An 18,429-nucleotide genomic window follows, 5' to 3' on the forward strand; every position below is an offset into this window, starting at 1 on the left:
AGGAAAGAGCAGACCTCCATGACACGTATTACGTGCCCTGTTCTCAGCGAGAAGGTCACTTCCGCTGAGGAAGCAGCCAACTTCATCAACGACGGCGACATCGTCGGAATGTCTGGCTTCACCGGCTCCGGCTACCCCAAGGGCCTGCCAGCAGCCCTCGCCGAAAAGGGCAAAGATGCCCAGGAGAACGGCAAGGAGTTCGGAATCGAGCTCTACACCGGTGCCTCCACGGCCACTGACGCGGACGGCGTCATGGCTGAGGCCGGTGTGATCCGCAAGCGCTCGCCCTTCCAGTCGGACCCGGCTCTGCGCAACGCCATCAACACCGGGCAGACCGACTACGTCGACACGCACCTGAGCCACCTGGCCCAGCAGCTGCAGTTCGGCTGGTTCGGCAACCTCAACGTGGCCGTGATCGAGGTGGCAGCCATCCACCCCAACGGCCAGCTGGTGCCCTCCTCTGCGGTCGGCAACAACCAGATGTGGCTGGACCTCGCCGACAAGGTGATCATCGAGGTCAACGAATGGCAGCCCGCCGCCTACGAGGGCATGCACGACGTCTACACCGGCATCGGTGTGCCTCCCGAGCGGAAGCCGCTGAACATCAACGACTCGTTCCAGCAGATCGGCACCCCCTACCTGCAGGTGGACGCTGAGAAGGTCGTCGCCGTGGTTCACACCAACGCGCCCGACCGCAACGCTCCCTTCAAGCCCGCCGATGAGGTCTCCAAGGCTCAGGCCGACCACATCGTCGACTTCCTGCGCTACGAGATCAACCAGGGACGGCTGCCGGACAGCCTGTTCCCCATCCAGTCCGGCGTCGGCAACATCGCCAACGCGGTGCTGGTGAACCTCGCCAACTCGGAGTTCGAAGGACTGACCTCCTACACCGAGGTCATCCAGGACGGCATGCTGGACCTCATCGATGCCGGCAAGCTGAAGTCCGCATCCGCCACCAGCTTCGCCCTCTCGGCGGAGCGGGCCGCAGACTTCAACGCCAACATCGAGAACTACAAGGGCCGCATCCTGCTGCGCAACCAGGACGTCTCGAACCACCCCGAGATCATCCGCCGGCTGGGCGTCATCGCCATCAACGCGATGGTTGAGGCCGACATCTACGGCAACGTGAACTCCACCCACGTCATGGGCTCCTCCGTCATCAACGGCATCGGCGGCTCCGGGGACTTCACCCGCAACGCCTACCTGAACTTCTTCGTCTCCCCCTCGGTGGCGAAGGACGGGGCCATCTCGACGATCGTTCCGTTCGCGAGCCACATCGACCACACCGAGCATGACACTCAGGTGATCGTCACCGAGCAGGGCATCGCGGACCTGCGCGGCCTTTCCCCTCGGAAGCGCGCACAGACCGTCATCGACAAGTGTGCGCACCCCGATTACAAGGACCGGCTCCAGGACTACTTCGACCGTGCGATGGCGGCGAACAGCAAGGGCCAGCACACGCCCCACCTGATGGGTGAGGCGCTCTCGTGGCACGCCAACTTCCAGCAGAACGGCACCATGTAGACAGAAGCACCCTGAAGACGGCTGACTGGCCCGGACCCCCTGCGGGTTCGGGCCAGCGGCTTATCCACAGGCTTTATCCACAGTGTGGAGAACTACACGTGTGTAATTCGCCCCCAACTGGGGATAACCCTGTGGACATGTGATCAGCCGCGCGGCTTCATCCGCGTATTCGGCAGGTTCGGCGCCGGCAGCGGAGGATGCTGACCCGGCGGAAAGTCGCCGAACTGAGGGAAAGGCCTGCCGTCGACGTACTGGGCGCCGGCCAGCTCATCGCGCAGCGTCCCTGACACGGGTTCGCCCAGGGCGCCCTCCTCGACGTCCACCTCCTGCTCGACACCGTCAGCCTGCGACGCCCTCTCCACAGAGGAAGAGGCCGCGTGTGCCGCATGGGAGAGCGGCGACTGCGGGTCCGGTGCCTCGAACCCCATTTCGGCCTGGTACGCGGCACGGTAGGCGGCGATCTCCTCATGGGACCGTCCGACGAAGTTCCACCACATCACGATCTGCTCACCCAGCGGCTCACCACCGATCAGCAGAGCCAGAACAGGCTCGTCGTGCGCTGTGATGCGCAGCTGCTCAGCGCCGGCGTCGACAACGGCCAAGTGGTCGGCCGAGACCTCCGACCCGTTGAAACTCACCCTGCCCTGAACCGGAAGCAGCGCATGCTCGTGCCCGGCAGGCACATCGATGCTCAGACTGGTGCCGGGCTCCAAGCGCAGCTGGGCGCCGGTGAGCGGAATGTAGGTGTGCACCGGCGAGGTGCTTCCCAAGAGGGAGCCGAGGAACACGATGGCCTCCCACCCGTCGCCGGTCACCGGGTCCGGCCGGTGGGTCTCGAGGCTGGGCTCGACGAAGCGATGCTCTTCAGGGAAGGCGTACCAGAGCTGGGCGCCGTGAAGCACGGAGGTGTCCGATGTGGAGAACTCGGAGTGGCTGATGCCGCGTCCAGCGTTCATCAGCGCGACCTCCCCCGGGCGGACGGTCGCCCAATTGCCCGCCGAGTCGAGGTGGTCAACCCGCCCGCTGAACAGCCACGAGCATGTGGCCAGCCCGGTGTGCGGATGGCGCGGTACGCGCATGGGCGTGGCCTCGGTCAGATCATCCGGGCCGTAGAAGTCCAAGAAGCACCATGCGCCCACCAGCGAACGCGCCCGCTGGGGAAGGGTGCGGCGGACGTTCATGGCACGGGGCCCGCCGAGAGGCACATCCCGAGGCTCCAGCAGCTGCACGCCGGAGGGCTCGACGCTGATGCCCGGGCTCAGCTCCCCCTCCCGGGGCGACGCGCCGGCCTCGTCAGCCCGGCCGTGGGAGTCGTAGTACGCCTCGGGCCCATTGATGCAGACCTGCTCCTTGGGCTGCGTCTCAGTGTTGCTCATGCACTGATTCTACGCCCATATATTTCAAATTTTAACGACAGTCGTCATCGGCTGCTCACACACCGAGTATCGGGCTCTGCCCGGGCTGCGGAGGGTTCACCAAGGGGATGCCGATCAGGACCAGCAGCACCAGCCCCGCGGCTATGGCCGCCAGGCCTGCGCCCTGAACCAGCCCGCGGCCTCGGCGGGGCGCTCGTGCGATCACCAGAGCCACCAGCGCGCCAGTGACCAGCCCCCCGAGGTGACCCTGCCAGGAGATGTTCGGAACTGCGAAGCTCAGGACCATATTCACCGCCACCAGGGCGATGACCCCGCCGGTCTCCGCCCCGGAGGAGCGCATGAGGATGAACAGGGCACCGAAGAGGCCGAACACAGCCCCGGAGGCGCCGACGGTGGGAATATGCGGCTCGGTCAGCCACTGCACGGCCACTGAGCCTCCCAGCGCTGAGAGCAGAAGCAGCGCTCCGTAGCGAAGACGCCCGATGGCGGGCTCGATGACTCGACCGACGATCCACAGGGCAAGCATGTTGAAGCCGATGTGCATGATGTTGGCCGGGGAGTGCAGGACGGCGGAGGTCAGCATCCTCCACGGCTCGAGGATCCACTGCGAGGTGTGCCCCGGCGCATAGCTGAGATAGCCGGTGATGTTCAGACCCGTCGTCTGCCCCGTCCACTGCAGGAGGTACATCACCACGCAGAGCCCGATCACCCCATAGGTCAGGTACGGCTTCTCGTCCGGACGGAGGGGGGCGCCGAATTCGGTGCGCTGAGTCGGGCGGCTTCGTCTGGCCTCATCCATGCAGCCCGGGCAGTGGAAGCCCACGGGCGCCGGGGCCTGACAGTCTGTGCAGATCGGACGATCACACCGCTGGCAGCGGATATAGGACGGCCGGCCCGGGTGGTAGAAGCACTCCGGACCGGCCGTGTTCCCTGAGCTGCCGTATGACGGGACGCTCACGGGGAGAGAATCTAGAGCTCGGTGATCTCGACGCTCTGGATGACCACGTCCTCCTTGGGACGGTCACGCATGTCTGTGGCGACGGAGTTCAGGGAGTCGACGACCTTCTTCGACTCCTCGTCCTGCACTTCGCCGAAGATGGTGTGCTTGCCCTGCAGCCACGTCGTCGGAACTGACGTGATGAAGAACTGCGAGCCGTTCGTTCCGGGGCCGGCATTGGCCATCGCCAGCTTGTGGGGCTGGGTGAAGTCCAGCTCAGGGTGGATCTCGTCCTCGAACTGGTAGCCGGGACCGCCCACGCCGAGGCCGAGCGGGTCGCCGCCCTGGATCATGAAGTCTTTGATGATGCGGTGGAACACGGTGCCGTCATACAGGGGCGTGTTCACCTTCTCCTCGCCGCTCTCAGGGTGCTTCCACGTGATCTCACCGGTCGCCAGTCCCACAAAGTTATTGACAGTCTTGGGGGCGTGGTTGCCGAAGAGCTCCACGATGATGGTGCCCTGCGTCGTCTTCAGAGTTGCCTGGTGCGTTGCGATTGCGCTCATATCCGCCATTCTCGCACGAGCGAGCCTGCATGGGGCCTGTGCAGAACCTGGGGAGTTGCTCCGGAATTGCTCCCATGATCGCATTGTCGTAGCAACTGGCTGTGTTGACGACGTAGGCTGTAGAGCGCAACCGATCCTGGAGGAAGCATGGCGAAGAAGAAGAAGTCAAGCTGGGAGCACAAGCTGCTCGCCTGCGGTGAGACAGCCTCAGACTGGTGCGCGCCCAAGGTCGGCGCCGCAGCGGACTGGGCCGAGAGGACGTATCGCAAGAGCGCTCCGAAGGTCCAGAACGCCTCAGTCACCGCGCTGCACGCAGTGGAGGACGGCGCCTACGCGGCCGGTCACCAAGCGAAGAAGTTGGCGGCACTGGCAGGCGACGGCGTCTACGCCCAGTACGACAAGCTGCCCAAGAGCACGAAGAAGGACCTGCAGAAGGTTCTGTCCAAGTACGAGGGTGCCAAGGCCGACGTGCGGAGCAAGTATGTGCCCGCAGCGGCCGGTCAGCTTTCCGGCTATGCCGACAAGACGGCCAAGCTCATCCACAAGGCGGAGATCGACCCCCGTGTGGAGAAGGCCCTCATCAAGGCCACCGGGGACAAGAAGATCGTCAAGAAGCTCCGGAAGAACTCCGAGCAGGCTGCGAAGAAGGCTTCCAAGGAGCTGAAGAAGCAGTCGAAGACCGGCGGCAGGAAGAAGACCCTGCTGGTCTTCGGCGTCGTCGCCGCAGGAGTGACGGCCGGAGTCGCCGCGTGGCGCGCATCCAGGCCCGTGGAGGACCCCTGGAAGAAGCCCGAGCCGGTGAAGACCACCGAGGCCGAGGCGCAGAAGCCTGTCGCGGCTCCCGCTGCTCAGCAGGCCGAGACCAACCAGGACACCAAGCCCAACGCGGCTGAGGTCCCCTCGCCCAAGCCGGCTACCGAGTAGTCGCAGCCAGGCGAGCAGAGAGAGGGCGGCTCCGCATCTGCGGGGCCGCCCTCTCTCTGTGTCCGCCGAGGCGCCGGGGAGCTAGCGGATCGGATTCAGCTCCGCGGCCTGAGCCGCCGCGCCTTCAAGGCCCATGGACTCCAACCAGTTCCCGAGGATGCGGTACCCGCCCTCGGTCAGCACGGATTCGGGGTGGTACTGCATGCCCCATAGGGGCGCATCCCGGTGGGCCAGCCCCATGATCACGCCATCCTCGGTGGACGCCGTGACCTCTAGGACCTCAGGGACGGTCTCCGGAGAGACGGCCAGCGAGTGGTAGCGCGTCGCCTTGAACGTATCCGGCAGGCCGGCGAACGAGGCATGCCCGGTATGGGTGACCGCGCTGGTCTTGCCGTGCATCAGCTCAGCAGCGTGGGTGACGGTGGCCCCGAAGGCCTCGCCCAGGCCCTGGTGGCCCAGGCACACGCCGAGCATCGGCGCCTTGGACTCAGCGCACCAGCGAATGAGGTCCACCGACACTCCCGCATCGGCGGGGGTGCCGGGGCCCGGGGAGATGAGCACGCCGTCGTACTCTGCGGCGAGTTGGGTGACCTCCTCCAAGGAGTGGTCGTCGTTGCGGATGACGTCAGCCTCCGCCCCCAGCTCACGCAGGTATCCGACGAGCGTGTAGACGAAGCTGTCGTAGTTGTCGATGACCAGGATGCGCGTCATGCTGATCCTTCCAGGGTCGAGTCGTTGAGGGGGCTGTGCTGGTGCAGCCACGGGAACACTGCCTCCATGAGGAGCAGAACCAGGGCTGCGGCGACGAGCAGGGCGAGGATGATTCTGAACCAGAGGGGTCCGGGGAGCGCTGTGCGGAACAGCCACGCGTACATCAGTTCTCACCTGCCGTCAGCTGCTGGTCTGCGTACCACCCGGAGGCCTGCAGGTGGTGGTCGATCTCTTGGGGGGCCTGCTCGCCGTAGGGGATGAAGTCGGTGATCTCGGCGTGGTGGATCAGCCGCTCGGTGTTCGAGAACAGGGGGTGGCAGGTGGTGAACGTCAGCACTCCTGCCTCCGGCTCGGCGTCGGGCTGGGAGGGCACAGCGTTCAGCACGCGGGTCTCATGGGGGAGCACCACCTCCCTCTCGGCGACCTCGTAGACGAAGATGCCCTCGGCAACCTCGATGTAGATGCGGTCGCCTGATTCCAGGTCATCCTGGTTGCCCAGCATGTTGCCGTTGGTCTGCCGGTGCCCCGCGAGCGCGAAGTTGCCCGGCTCATCCGGCATCTGCGTGCTGACGTAGTGGCCCAGCGCGCCCCGGTCGATCTGCTCGGGCCCCGTTCCGTGCCGGATGGGTGTGGCCCAGCCCTCGCCCAGGCGCGGCACATAGGCCATCCCCATCGTCGAGACGCCGTCGGCGCGGTCATGCATCGAGGGGGCGCACCCGATCTCTGTGCCGTCCTCCAGGGTGTAGCAGACGTCGAAGTCCGCCTCCTGCTCCTCGGGGCGGTAGGTCTCGATCCCGGCGTAGTACTCCTCGGCGGACTCCTCGCGGTCCCGCTCAGCGTCCAAGCCTGTCCACCAGAGCTCCCAGGCCACGAAGAGCAGGCCCAGCACTCCGACCGTGATCAGCACCTCGCCGAGACCGCCGACCACCATGGAGAACGCAGAGCGTCGCCGACGGGGCCGGTGCTGAGCCGGCAGGTGCGGCGACGGCGCTGCATGCTTCATAGGGGCAGCCTCGATCTGCGTAGAATGGCGGGACACAATCATCTAGATCATTGCAGATTCTCAGCAGGGAGTTCCAGTGGCCGAGGACGCCAAGAAGAGCCGCAGAAGCGGCAACCCCGCCAAACGGGCGGCAGCCGAGGCGGAGGCCGGGCCGGACGATGCCGGCGCCTCCCCTCTGCGCGGCGCCGAAACCTATGCGTTCAAGGACCTTGAGCCGGAGGAGCAGTCGCTTCCCGCGTGGTACATGTACACCGCTGTGGGCATGCTGCTTCTGGGCCTGGTGTGGATATGCCTCTACTATCTGATCCCCGGCGGGGGTCCCATCCAGCCTGCGGGCGGATGGAACATCCTCATCGGCGGCGGCATCGCCATGACGGGCTTCTTCATGCTGATGCGGTGGAAATAGCCGCTCAGCGGGGACGAGCGACGGCGGCCTCACGTGCGCGCTGCGTGAGCGTCTCCACGGAGGGATGGTCCACGGCGCCGAGTTCGGCGCCGTACTTCCGCCGCACGGCTGTGCCGATCAGGAAGTCGGCGATCGCAGGGTTCTTCGGCAGCAGCGAGCCGTGCAGATAGCTGGCCAGCACGTTTCTGTGCCGGGCCCCTTCATGGGCGTCCTGGTCGTTGTTCCCGGCCCCTGAGGTGACGGCGGCCAGCGGCTGCGCGTCCCTGCCCAGCCACGTCTGGCCCGAGTGGTTCTCGTAGCCGACGATGCGCCCGAACTCCTCCGACTCGGTGACGATGTTGCCGATCAGACGGCGATCCGTGCCGTAGGTGGTCACGTCGAGCAGCCCGATGCCCGGAATCCGGGCCCCTTCGCGGGTCTCGAAGTAGTGTCCGAAGAGCTGGTAGAGCCCGCAGATCATCAGCATCGGCACGTCGTCCTCAGCAAGCCGGTGCAGGCGGTCCCCGATGCCGAGCAGGTCGGTCTGGATGCGGTCCTGCCCGGAGTCCTGCCCGCCGCCGCCGATGAGGATGTCGGCCTGCTCGGGGAACGCGTCGCCCGGGTTGTAGGAGTGGATCACGGGCTCGTACCCGTACCACTCCAGACGCCGCTGCAGCGTCAGGGCGTTGCCGTAGTCCCCGTAGATGTTCATGTCGCGCGGGTACAGCTGAACGACGTGCACGTCTCGGCTCATGCGAAGTCCTCCACCTCGGTGTAGGCCGCCAGCTGCCGTCGTATGGCAAGCATGGCGGTGTAGGTGCAGTAGATCCGTTTGGGGGTGTCCGGGTTCTCGGCGATGAATGCCGCCAGGGCGACGCTCAGATCCGGCTCGGCTGAGCCGACGTCGACCTGGTCGTAGGTCAGGCGCAGCGCCATGTCGTAGGCGCGAACGCCCGATGTGACCGCCACTCCGTGGTCCGCGAGGACCTCGAAGGAGACGTCCCACAGCCAGGACATGTCGCGACCGTCGGCGTAGTCGTCATTGATGGAGATCATCGTTGCGGTGCCCTGCTGGGGGAAGCTGGAGAGCCCGAGCCTGAAGCCGGCGGGGTTCTTGACCAGGACGAGGTCCAGGGGCTGGCCGTGGACGGTCAGCGATTCGCCGCGTCCGAATGCGGGGGCCACCTGGGCCAGTGACTCGATGAGCCTGCTGAAGTCCACGTCCGGGCCGAGGGCCTGGCGGACCAGCGCCAGCGCCGCGGCGGCGTTGTAGGTGTTGTACGCCCCGGTGACCCGCAGCTGGGTGCTGATCCGGTCTCCGCCGACGAGGAACGTTCCGCCTCCGGGGCTCAGCTCCGAGAGCACGACCTCGGCGGGAATGAGAGGCGCTTCGGCGCTGACGCTCGCGTGATCCGGAGACTCGTCGGCGCCGGCCTCGCTCTCGGAGTGCAGGTCGTCGTCTGAGGGGAAGTGGTGCTTGACGGCCGGCCCGAGCCCGAAGAAGCTCACCTCCGGCCCCTGGAGGCTGTCGGCGATGGCGGCGACCCGGTGATCCTCGCGGTTGAGGACCACTCCGTCGGAGGTGTGCTCGGCGATGGTGCGCAGCAGTCCGGCGGTGGTGTCGATCTCCCCGAATCGGTCGAGCTGATCGCGCATCACGTTCAGCAGCAGGGAGTACTGGGGACGAACCGCTCGGACGAAGTGGACGGCGTGGGCCTCATCGAGCTCAAGGACTGCGATGTCGGCGCGGAGCCTCCCGAACGCGTTGACCTCGCCCAGCAGGGACGCGACGACGCCGCGGGTGAAGTTTGAGCCCGAGCGGTTGGTCACCACGCGCAGCCCCTGACCGCGCAGGAGCTCCACCACCATCTTGGTGGTGGTGGTCTTCCCGTTCGTTCCGGAGACCACGACGACCCCGCGCGGGAGCTGCTTGAGCGTCCGGGCGAGGAAGTGCGGATCGGCCCTCTCCACGACGAGGCCGGGGAACGCTGAGCCGGAGCCGCCGCGGAACCTGGTGGCCAGGCGGGCGGCGCGGCCGAGAGCGACGGAGGCGAGGGAGCGAGGATGCGGCAGGCTCAACGGCTGCTACTCCTCGTCATCGTTCTGGCCATTGCCGTTGCCGCCGTTGCCATTTTCGCTGTTCCCGTTTCCGCTGCCATTCCCATTGCCGCCGCTGCCGTTGTCTCCGCCGTTGTCCTCGTCGTCGTCGGCGTCCTCATCCTCATCGTCTTCGTCGGGGCCGTTCCCATTCGCATCGGCGTCGTCATCGTCATCATCGTTCCCGCCGCCGTTGCCGTTGCCGCCATCGTCGTCGTCAGGCTCATCTTGGTCCGGCTCCGGCCAGGACTCTCCGCTGACGGTCACCAGGGTCACGGTCGCATCGTTGGGGACGGTTCCGCCGTCGCTGACGGACTGGCCGTCGACTTCGAGCTCAATCACCTGGCCGGCGAAGAAGTCGCCCGGATCATCGATGATGACCCAGTTCAGGCTCCAGGAGATGCCCGCATCGTTCAGCGAGGTCTCGACCGGCTGGCGCCATTCGCCGATGAGTCCGGAGGGAAGCTGCACCTCTCCAGTGGAGACGGTGAGGTCCACGGCGGAGCCTGTCTGGACCTCGGTGCCCTCGGCGGGGCTGACTTCCAGCACTTCGTCGGCAGGGGCTGAGCTGTGGTTCTCCTCGGTCACCTCGCCCACCTCAAGCCCGAGGGATTCCAGCTCGGCGGTCGCGGTGGCCTGGTCGGTGCCGATGAGATCAGGCACCGTCACCTCTTCAGTCCCTTCGGAGATGAGGAGGGTGATGTCGGACTCCGCCTCGACCATCTCGCCGGCCTCAGGGTCGGTCCCGATGGCCGAGTCGGCCTCTATCTCCTCGTGGGGCTGCGTTTCGATCTGTGGGTTCAGGGAGGCCTCTGAGAGCTCCTCAAGCGCATCTGAGCGGGACAGGCCCTCGACCTCCGGGACGGCGACCTCTTCGCCGTCGCCCCCTCCGGCCTGAGTGAGCAGATAGATGCCCGCCACGACCAGCCCCAGCAGCACCACGGCGCCCAGGATGGGCAGGAGCAGGCTCCGCCGCCGCCGCCGGCCTTCGGCATAGCCGTAGTCGGCGTAGTCGTCGATGTCGGGGTCCTCGGGGGTCCGAGCGGAGAGCGCCGGTGCTGAGGAGCCGACCAGGTCGTCGAAGCTGCGGTCACTCCCGGCCCCTGCGACGGCGCCGGCCGCAGCAGGGATCACACCTGTGGCGTCGTAGTCATCCGCTGGGATGCCCCGGAGCGCGTTCTGCAGCGCCTCATGGAACTCTTCGGCGTGCTGGAAGCGCAGCACGGGGTCCTTGGCCAGTGCCTTCGCCACGACCGACTCCATAGCCGGTGTGACCCTGCTGTTGAAGTCGGAGACCGGACGCGGCAGCTCCTTGACGTGCTGGTAGGCCACCGAGACGGGAGACTCGCCCACGAAGGGGGGACGGTTGGTCAGGAGCTCAAAGAGCAGGCATCCGGCGGAGTAGAGGTCGCTGCGGTGGTCGACGACCTCGCCGCGGGCCTGCTCGGGCGACAGGTACTGGGCGGTGCCGACGACGGAGGCGGTCTGGGTCATCGTGCTTGCGGAGTCGGCGATGGCGCGTGCGATGCCGAAGTCCATGACCTTCACGGCGCCCTCATTGGTCACCATGACGTTGGAGGGCTTGATGTCCCGGTGCACGATGCCGCGCTCGTGGCTGTAGCCCAGGGCGGCGAGGATTCCGGACATGTAGCCGGTCGCCTCGGCCTCATTCAGCGGCTTGCCGAGGGCGTGGTCGATCTTCTCCTGCAGAGGTGCGGGGATCGCTTCGGTCGGCTGATCCTCCTCCGAAGGGATCTGGTCGGAGAGCGCGAGGACGTCGTCGGTGTGATCGGTGGTGCTGCCGGGCGGAGGAGGCGGCGCGCCCTCAGCGTTCTCGGCGCCGGGGCTGCCGTGCAGCACGTGCCGGAGGGTGACCCCGTCCACGTGCTCCATGATGATGAATGGGGTCTGGACGCCGCCGTTGGAGTCGACGGCAGTCTGGCCGGTGTCGTACACGCCCACGATGTTGGGGTGGTTGAGGGACGCCGAGGACTGAGCCTCTCGCTTGAACCGCGTGATGAACTGCGGGTCCCGGGCCAGGTCGGGGCGCAGCATCTTCACCGCCACGGACCTCTGCAGGGAGAGGTCGTGGGCACGGTACACGTCTGCCATGCCGCCGCGCCCGATGAGAGTCTCGATGCGGTAGCGGCCGTTGAGCACGCGCTGGTCTGTCTCAGTCATGGATCAGTTCAGTCTCGCATACGGGCATGGAACCTATTCCGCGCCCTGGGAGCTGGTGGTGCGAGCGTCCGGGCCGGTGTCGGTGTTGGCTTCAGGGGCTGGGTCTTCGGCCTCGCCCTCGGCGGCATCGCCGTCCTCCTCGGGCTCCTCCTCAGGGCTGGGAGCGTCCTCGGGGGTCGGGTCCGGCTGCGTGGTGGGAGCTTCTGCGGGCGGCTGCGGCGCGGGAGGCTGTTCCGCCCCGCCGTCGTTCTCAGGGGCGGGCGCCGGCGCCGGAGGCGGTGCCTGGGTCGCCGGGGCGTCCTGCTGCGGGGGCGCCTGGGTGGTGGGCGCGGGCGGTGGGCCGGCGGAGTAGCGCAGGTGCACTGCACTTCCGGCAGGCAGGTCTCCGGTGGGGATGACTTGGATGACGGTGCCGGCGGGCTCGTTGGAGGCAGCCTCTTCGGTGTCGACCTCGAAGCCTTCGTCCTCGAGCAGCGCGGCGGCCTCCTCCACCGGCATTCCGAGCAGCGCCTCCTCGTCGATGGTGATCAGGTCGGGCTCGGCGGTGACCGTCTCCACTTCGGTGGGCTCACCTGTGGCCAGCTGCTCGTCGGGGGAGTCGCCTGAGGCGAGCTGCGGCAGGAAGATCGCCGCGGCGAGCGCCAGAAGCACCAGGAGCACGAGGATGGCGGCGGGCCATCTCCAGCCGGGCCCGTCCTCCTGGCCCGGTGAGGCGGGACGCTCCCCTGTCTCCGGGTCTTTGGCGGAGAGGCCGTGGGCCAGCCCGGGTCCGGAGGGGTCGTCGGGCTGTTCGGGGGTCTTGGCCGAGGGCGCGTCGCCGGCGGAGGCCGCGGCCGGCTCGCTGCCCTGTGCCGCGCTGTAGGCGGGAAGGATCTGGGTGTCGTCGTTCTCCGAGCCCATGTGGCGACGCATGGACGGCACTGCCTCGAGCGCTCCGGTGAGGTCGTGCCGCAGGAGAGCCTCAGAGGCGTCGGCCATCTTCGTCGCGTTGGCGGGCCGCTCCTCGGGCTCCTTGGCCAGCATCGTCATGATGAGCGCGCGGACCGGCTCCGGGAAGGAGTCGGGCAGGGCCGGCGGCGGGTCGTTGACCTGCTTGAGAGCGATGGCGATCTGGGACTCGCCCGTGAAGGGACGGTGGCCCACCAGGGCTTCGTAGCCGATCACGCCGAGGGCGTAGATGTCCGAGGAGCCTGTGGCGTGCTGGCCGGTGGCCTGCTCGGGGGAGAGGTACTGGACGGTTCCCATCACCTGACCGGTGGCAGTCAGTGGGACCTGGTCGGCGAGGCGCGCAATGCCGAAGTCGGTGATCTTCACCCGGCGTGTGGGGGTGATGAGCAGGTTGCCGGGCTTCACATCCCGGTGCACCAGGCCCTGATCGTGCGCGACCTGGAGGGCGCGGCCGGTCTGGGCGAGGATCGAGAGCGTCTTCTCCCAGGGGAGGGTCTTCTCCTTCTCGAGGATGAGGCTCAGCGGCCGGCCGGGAACCAGCTCCATCACCAGGTAGCCGGAGCCGGCCTGCTCGCCGTAGTCGTAGATGTCGGCGATGCCGGGGTGATTGAGCAGGGCCGTGTGACGCGCCTCGGCACGGAAGCGGCGCAGGAACGCCTCGTCGCCGGTGTACTCCTCCTTGAGGATCTTGATGGCGACGGTGCGGCCGAGGATCTCGTCGTCGGCCTTCCAGACCTCGCCCATACCGCCGATGGCGATCCGTTCGGTGAGCTTGTAACGGCCCCCCATGGTGATGCCGACTGCTGGCCTCACTGGCTCATCACCTCTTCCACCATCGCTGCGAAGTTCCCTGCTGTGAGTGAGGAGCCGGCGCTGTAGCTGGTGCGCTCATAGGCCACCGTGATCGCGTACTGCGGCTCATCGGCCGGCGCGAACCCGGTGATCCAGGAGTGCACTTCGCCGTCCTCCCCCGTCTCCGCGGTGCCGGTCTTGACGGCGATGTCATGGCTGGTCTGCGCGGATGCGGCTGCTCCGGTGCCTGTTTCGGCGGTCTCCACCATCATGTCAGCGATGTCTGCGGCGGTGGAGGAGCTCATGGCATCATTCAACACCTCCGAAGCGGGCTGGGAGAGGATCTGGAGGTCGGAGCCCCGGATGGTGTCGACCAGCTGCGGGCGCATCATGGCTCCGTCGTTCGCGACGGCGGCGGCTGCCATGTTCATCTGCAGAGGGGTGGCGGTCACGTTGTCCTGGCCGATGGAGCTCAGTGCCAGGAAGGCATCCTCGATGTCGTCCTGCGGGAAGTTCGAGGCGGTGACGTGGTTGGGAATGCGCAGGGGCTGGTTGAAGCCGAAGGCCTCAGCCGTCTCGAGCATGCTCCCCTGGCCGATGTCCATGGCGGCCTCGGCGAACGGCGTGTTGCACGAGTTCGCGAAGATCCAGTTCAGCTCAGCCTGGGACTGGGCCCCGCAGCCGCCGTCCCGGAAGTTGGGCAGCGTGTTGGACGAGTCCGGCAGGTCGATCTCCGGCGGGTTGTCGAGCTCGTCGTCCGGCGCGTAGTCGCCCGATTCGAGCATGGCGGCTGCGGTGACGAGCTTGAAGGACGAGCCGGGGAAGATCGGTGAGTTGAGGGGCCGGAAGCTGTAGGGGTCCACGCCGGCCTGGTCGATGATGCGCGAGCGGTTCTCCGTGTACTGGGAGTTGGAGTGCACAGCCAGCTCGTTCGGGTCATAGCTGGGCTTCGAGGCCATCGCCTTCACGTCGCCGGTCTCGATCTCTGTGACCACGATGGAGCCGCGGGCATCGTTGGGGATGAGGTTGTAGGCGGCCTGCTGCATCGAGTGGTCGAGAGTCAGCTCCACCTGGGCTCCGTGCATGGTGTCGCCGGTGAACAGGGTGGTCACTCGGTCGATGAACTGGGAGTCGGACTGCCCGGTGAGGAAGTCGTTCTCGGCCTGCTCGATGCCGGCGGGGGCGCCTTCGCTCGTCGAGTAGAAGCCGGTGATGCCGGCGTAGAGCTCCGGCTCGTTGTACACCCGCTGGTAGTCGTACACGGAGTTCTCGGACTCCACCGATTCCACGATCGGAGTTCCCTCCACGGTGATGGGTCCGCGGGGTGCGCCGGCCTGCTGGATGGTCTGCCGGGCGTTGTTCGGGTGGGAGTTGAGGTCTTCGGTGAGGACCACCTGGATCAGGCTCAGGGCCACCAGGAGAGTCATGAACATGGCGATGGAGACCATCCAGGTGTGGCGGATCGCGCGGTTCATCGGTCACCTCCTGCGGCCTGGGCGTCGCGGGCCGGCTGGGTTTCGCCGGTGTCGCGCCACTTCAGGGGGTGCTCGGTCCCGGAGGCGCCCTCACCGGAGGTGTTGACCATGCTGCCCAGTACGACGGGCCGGCGCGCCGAGTGGCTGATGAGGAGCATCAGAGCGACGATGAGCCAGTTGGCCAGCAGGGCTGAGCCGCCGGCTGCCAGGAACGGCGAGACCAGGCCGGACATGGGGATCACTCGGGTGATGCCTCCGACCACGACGAAGACCTGCAGCACCAGGACCACGGCGAGGCCCACGGCGAGCAGCTTGCCGAAGGAGTCGCGGGTGCCGATGCCGGCGCGCATGTACCGGCTGAAGAGCAGCAGGTAGAGCATCAGCATGGCGGCGAGGCCGATGAAGCCCAGCTCCTCGCCGAAGGCTGCCGGAATCATGTCCGAGTTGGCCAGGGGTGCCATCTGTGGCGAGCCGGAGCCGAGCCCTGTGCCGGTCAGTCCGCCGTTCGCCAGCCCGAAGAGGCCCTGGACCACCTGGTGCGAGCCGCCGTACTGCCTCTCGTAGATCTCCTGGTTGAAGGGGTCGAGCCAGATCTGCAGCCGCTGCTGGGCGTGGGGCACGTACATGAATGCCAGGGCCGCACCGGCGACGATGAAGCCGCCGCCGATCAGGATCCAGGAGATGCGCGAGGTGGCCACATAGATCACCGCGACGAAGAGCCCGAAGAACATCAGAGCGGTGCCGAGGTCGTTCTGCATGATCAGCACGCCCAGGGCGGCCAGCCATGCGATGAACAGCGGTGCGAGATCCCGCACCCGCGGCAGGCTCAGGGGCCCGATCTTCTTGCCCGCCAGCAGGATGAGGTCACGGTTGTTGGCCAGGAATCCGGCGAAGAAGATGGCGAGGGTGACCTTCGCCAGCTCGCCGGGCTGGAAGGTGGCGATGCCCAGGTTCACCCAGACTCTGGCGCCGTTGAGCTCCATGCCGATGCCCGGCAGCATCGGCATCATCAGCAGCACGACACTGGCGAGCAGCGAGATGTAGGTGACTTGGCGCAGTCTGCGGTGGTCTTTGAGGAACCACAGCAGCAGCACCGCAGCGAGCATGGACACTGCGGTCCAGCCCAGCTGGCGGGTGGCCACGTCGGCGTAGTTCGGTGTGAGGTCCAGCCGGTGGATCATCGCGATCCCCAGCCCGTTGAGCGTCACCACGATCGGCAGGATGAACGGGTCGGCGTACTTGGCGCGGAGCCTCAGCACCACGTGGAAGCCGAGGGCCATGGCCGCGTACAGGCCGCCGGTCACCCAGTAGTGGGTGTCCTCCAGGCTCTGGTCCATGCTCAGGCCGACGAGCAGCTGTGCGCCGACGCCGATGATCAGTGCGATCAGCAGCAGGAGCAGCTCGATGTTGCGGCGGGGCCGGTAGGTCTCAGTCGGGGCGGGCATCACTGCTCACCGTCCTCGGGCAGGTCGGCGTCGGCGCGCAGGGTCTCGACGATCTGCTCGGCGTGGCGTCGGTCGTCGGCCGGAATGCCGGAGCGCAGGCGCTCGCGCTCATAGAAGCTGAGCTCCTGCAGCGGGATGCCGGAATGCTCATTGACCTCCGAGAGGCTGATGGGCCCCAGCTGCTGGGAGACGCCGTTGTAGATGGCGACCTCCCCGTCGTCCTCTCCCACGTAGTACTGCTGCTGCGTCCAGACGTAGCCGATGAAGGCGATCATCCCGATGAGCAGTGTCACCAGCGCCACGAAGACGGGAAGGAACCAGGAGTGGCGCCGCCGGGCCTGGGCGATGGAGTCGACCTCCTCGTCGTCCAGCTCCAGGCCGAAGTCCCCCTCGGACTCTGAGGGCTCGTCAGTGTCCTCGGGGTCCACGGGCGCTGAGTCGTCGGAGGCTCGGGTCATAGGCGCGGTCTGGTTCGGGTCGTAGCCGGCGAGCATCTCGGAGTAGGTGTGCCGCACCGGCTTGAGCGGCTGGCCCGTCAGGACGGGCACCGGGTGCTCGTCGACGTTGCGGGGCACCAGCGTGATCGTTCCGGTCTCGGTGGCGGTGGTCGCGGCACCCACGAGCACGTGCGGGCGGACGCCGATGGTGGAGCGGACCATCGAGGCTGACAGGGGGGAGAGCTCCGCGTCGTCGTAGTCGTGGCCGGTGAGGGCCTCTTTGTTCACCACGGGGATGAGCTCCATCTCCATGGTCTGCCGCGCATCGACCTTCCACTCGTGGGGGCTCTCGGCCGCAGCCACGGCCTCCTCGGAGAGGGGGAGGGAGTCGGAGTCGGCGAGGTCGGCCTCATCGGCGTCCACCACCTCCAGGGCCAGGACCGTGACGTTGTCCGGGGCGCCGCCGTCGAGGGTGAGCTTGGTGAGGTCGTCGACGATCTGCTCCAGCGACAGGGTGGACCGCAGCTTCTGCTCGATGAGCCGGTCGGACACGATGGCGTTGAGGCCGTCCGAGCACAGCAGCCAGCGCTCGCCGGCCTCGAGGGGGAAGCTGGTGATGTCCAGCTCGGGGGAGGCGTCGACGTCGCCGAGCACCCGCATCAGCACGTTCTTGTGCGGGTGATACTCGGCGGCCTCCGGGTCCAGGCGGCCTTCGTCGACCAGCCGCTGCACGAAGGTGTGGTCCTTGCTGATCTGCCGGAAGCGGCCCTTCTTCAGCCGGTAGGCACGGGAGTCTCCCACGTGGGCGAACTGCAGCCGGTTGTCGGTGATCAGCAGCGCGGTGATGGTCGTTCCCATCCCGGTGAGCTTGGGGTTGGTCTGCACGAGCTTGGAGAGGAACGCGTTGGCAGTCTGGATCTCATCGGGAAGGACGGTCTCGGGCTCCGCGAAGCCGCGCGTATCCAGGTGCGCGAGGTCCAGCACCGTGGAGGCGGAGGCGACGTCGCCGCCTGCATGGCCGCCCATCCCGTCGGCCACCACGGCGAAGAACCGTCCGGCGTATCCGGAGTCGTCGTTCTTGGAGCGCACCACGCCCTCGTCGGAGCGTGCGGCGAAGCGGAACACCAGCGCCACTAGGTTCTCAGCTCCAGAACGGTCTTGCCGATGCGGATCCGGTCCCCCGGCTCCACGGTGGAGGCGCGGGTGAGCTGCTCGTCGCCGAGCCAGGTGCCGTTGGTGGATCCCAGGTCCTCGATGAACCAGCGGGACCCCTGCGGGAACAGGCGTGCGTGGCGTCCGGAGGAGTAGTCGTCCTCGAGGACGACGGTGCACTCCTGGGCGCGGCCGAGCATGACGGGTGAGGAGCCCAGGGTGACTTCGGTGCCCACGTGCGGGCCCTCGGAGACGACGAGCCGCCGCGGCTTGGGCCGCTGGGCCGGCGCCTGCTGGACGGTGGCCTGCTCGGCACCGGCTGCCTGCCCGGCTGGGGCTGCAGCGTTTGCGGCGCCGCCGCGGGTGCGGCGGGAGACCATCATGTCGCGGCCCTGGGCGGCGATGATGGAGAGGATCAGGATCCACAGCAGCAGCAGCAGGCCGAACTGCAGGACGGTGATGGCAAGTTCGCTCAT

General features: G+C 67.2%; 17 protein-coding genes. 3 read left to right on the top strand and 14 right to left on the bottom strand.

Annotated features, from left to right (window positions below):
- The first annotated feature begins 18 nt into the window (after positions 1 to 18).
- Positions 19 to 1,524 (top strand): acetyl-CoA hydrolase/transferase family protein, encoded by a 1,506-nt coding sequence (locus tag FS388_RS06560; protein WP_146340693.1) that lies wholly within the window; start codon positions 19 to 21, stop codon positions 1,522 to 1,524.
- A 143-nt stretch (positions 1,525 to 1,667) separates the two neighbouring features.
- Here the strand turns inward: FS388_RS06560 and FS388_RS06565 are convergent, their stop codons facing one another.
- The 3 genes from FS388_RS06565 to FS388_RS06575 all read right to left on the bottom strand — a co-directional run bounded on the left by FS388_RS06565 (position 1,668) and on the right by FS388_RS06575 (position 4,403).
- Positions 1,668 to 2,900, bottom strand: a complete 1,233-nt coding sequence (locus tag FS388_RS06565) for a pirin family protein (RefSeq protein WP_146340694.1) — start codon at positions 2,898 to 2,900, stop codon at positions 1,668 to 1,670.
- Positions 2,901 to 2,955: 55 nt separating this feature from the next.
- The gene (locus tag FS388_RS06570) at positions 2,956 to 3,699 is read right to left on the bottom strand and encodes a rhomboid family intramembrane serine protease (RefSeq protein ID WP_146340695.1); all 744 of its coding nucleotides are present in this window, start codon (positions 3,697 to 3,699) and stop codon (positions 2,956 to 2,958) included.
- A gap of 170 nt (positions 3,700 to 3,869) precedes the next feature.
- Entirely contained in the window at positions 3,870 to 4,403 is a 534-nt protein-coding gene (locus FS388_RS06575) for a peptidylprolyl isomerase (RefSeq protein ID WP_146340696.1), read from the bottom strand.
- 147 nt (positions 4,404 to 4,550) lie between these two features.
- Here FS388_RS06575 and FS388_RS06580 point away from each other — a divergent pair, with 147 nt between their 5' ends.
- Positions 4,551 to 5,327 carry a hypothetical protein gene (locus FS388_RS06580; protein WP_146340697.1) on the top strand — a complete coding sequence of 259 codons (777 nt, stop codon included), beginning with the start codon at positions 4,551 to 4,553 and terminating at the stop codon, positions 5,325 to 5,327.
- A gap of 81 nt (positions 5,328 to 5,408) precedes the next feature.
- Here FS388_RS06580 and FS388_RS06585 read toward each other — a convergent pair whose 3' ends face one another.
- Genes FS388_RS06585 through FS388_RS06590 form a run of 3 tightly spaced genes read right to left on the bottom strand, consistent with a single transcriptional unit; the run spans position 5,409 to position 7,041 of the window.
- Entirely contained in the window at positions 5,409 to 6,044 is a 636-nt protein-coding gene (locus FS388_RS06585) for an aminodeoxychorismate/anthranilate synthase component II (protein WP_146341903.1), read from the bottom strand.
- Positions 6,035 to 6,202: a hypothetical protein gene (locus tag FS388_RS13050; protein ID WP_168198629.1), complete on the bottom strand. Its 168-nt coding sequence runs from the start codon at positions 6,200 to 6,202 to the stop codon at positions 6,035 to 6,037. Before FS388_RS13050 ends, FS388_RS06585 begins: the two co-directional genes overlap by 10 nt.
- Entirely contained in the window at positions 6,202 to 7,041 is an 840-nt protein-coding gene (locus FS388_RS06590; protein WP_168198630.1) for a class E sortase, read from the bottom strand. The genes FS388_RS13050 and FS388_RS06590 overlap by 1 nt, the downstream gene beginning before the upstream one ends.
- A 76-nt stretch (positions 7,042 to 7,117) precedes the next feature.
- Here FS388_RS06590 and FS388_RS13250 point away from each other — a divergent pair, with 76 nt between their 5' ends.
- Complete coding sequence (locus tag FS388_RS13250) at positions 7,118 to 7,447, top strand: cell division protein CrgA (protein WP_246836134.1); 330 nt, start codon at positions 7,118 to 7,120, stop codon at positions 7,445 to 7,447.
- Between the two features lie 4 nt (positions 7,448 to 7,451).
- On the opposite strand, the gene FS388_RS06600 is transcribed toward FS388_RS13250, so the two are convergent.
- From FS388_RS06600 to FS388_RS06635, 8 genes are read right to left on the bottom strand one after another with little or no spacing between them, the layout of a single operon-like run.
- Positions 7,452 to 8,180, bottom strand: a complete 729-nt coding sequence (locus FS388_RS06600; protein ID WP_146340699.1) for a type 1 glutamine amidotransferase — start codon at positions 8,178 to 8,180, stop codon at positions 7,452 to 7,454.
- Entirely contained in the window at positions 8,177 to 9,505 is a 1,329-nt protein-coding gene (locus tag FS388_RS06605) for a Mur ligase family protein (RefSeq protein WP_246836135.1), read from the bottom strand. The genes FS388_RS06600 and FS388_RS06605 overlap by 4 nt, the downstream gene beginning before the upstream one ends.
- A gap of 6 nt (positions 9,506 to 9,511) precedes the next feature.
- The gene (locus FS388_RS06610; RefSeq protein WP_146340700.1) at positions 9,512 to 11,704 is read right to left on the bottom strand and encodes a protein kinase; all 2,193 of its coding nucleotides are present in this window, start codon (positions 11,702 to 11,704) and stop codon (positions 9,512 to 9,514) included.
- A 33-nt stretch (positions 11,705 to 11,737) separates the two neighbouring features.
- Positions 11,738 to 13,465, bottom strand: coding sequence for a protein kinase (locus tag FS388_RS06615; protein WP_146340701.1), 1,728 nt, complete (start codon positions 13,463 to 13,465; stop codon positions 11,738 to 11,740).
- Positions 13,462 to 14,919, bottom strand: coding sequence for a penicillin-binding transpeptidase domain-containing protein (locus FS388_RS06620; RefSeq protein WP_146340702.1), 1,458 nt, complete (start codon positions 14,917 to 14,919; stop codon positions 13,462 to 13,464). Before FS388_RS06620 ends, FS388_RS06615 begins: the two co-directional genes overlap by 4 nt.
- Complete coding sequence (locus tag FS388_RS06625) at positions 14,916 to 16,364, bottom strand: FtsW/RodA/SpoVE family cell cycle protein (protein WP_146340703.1); 1,449 nt, start codon at positions 16,362 to 16,364, stop codon at positions 14,916 to 14,918. Before FS388_RS06625 ends, FS388_RS06620 begins: the two co-directional genes overlap by 4 nt.
- Positions 16,364 to 17,935: a PP2C family serine/threonine-protein phosphatase gene (locus FS388_RS06630; protein WP_146340704.1), complete on the bottom strand. Its 1,572-nt coding sequence runs from the start codon at positions 17,933 to 17,935 to the stop codon at positions 16,364 to 16,366. The genes FS388_RS06625 and FS388_RS06630 overlap by 1 nt, the downstream gene beginning before the upstream one ends.
- A complete protein-coding gene (locus FS388_RS06635; protein WP_146340705.1) occupies positions 17,935 to 18,429 on the bottom strand; it encodes an FHA domain-containing protein in 495 nt (164 codons plus the stop codon). The genes FS388_RS06630 and FS388_RS06635 overlap by 1 nt, the downstream gene beginning before the upstream one ends.

Origin of the sequence: Nesterenkonia sp. NBAIMH1 (genome assembly GCF_007922635.1) — a bacterium.
Lineage (GTDB): Bacteria > Actinomycetota > Actinomycetes > Actinomycetales > Micrococcaceae > Nesterenkonia > Nesterenkonia pannonica.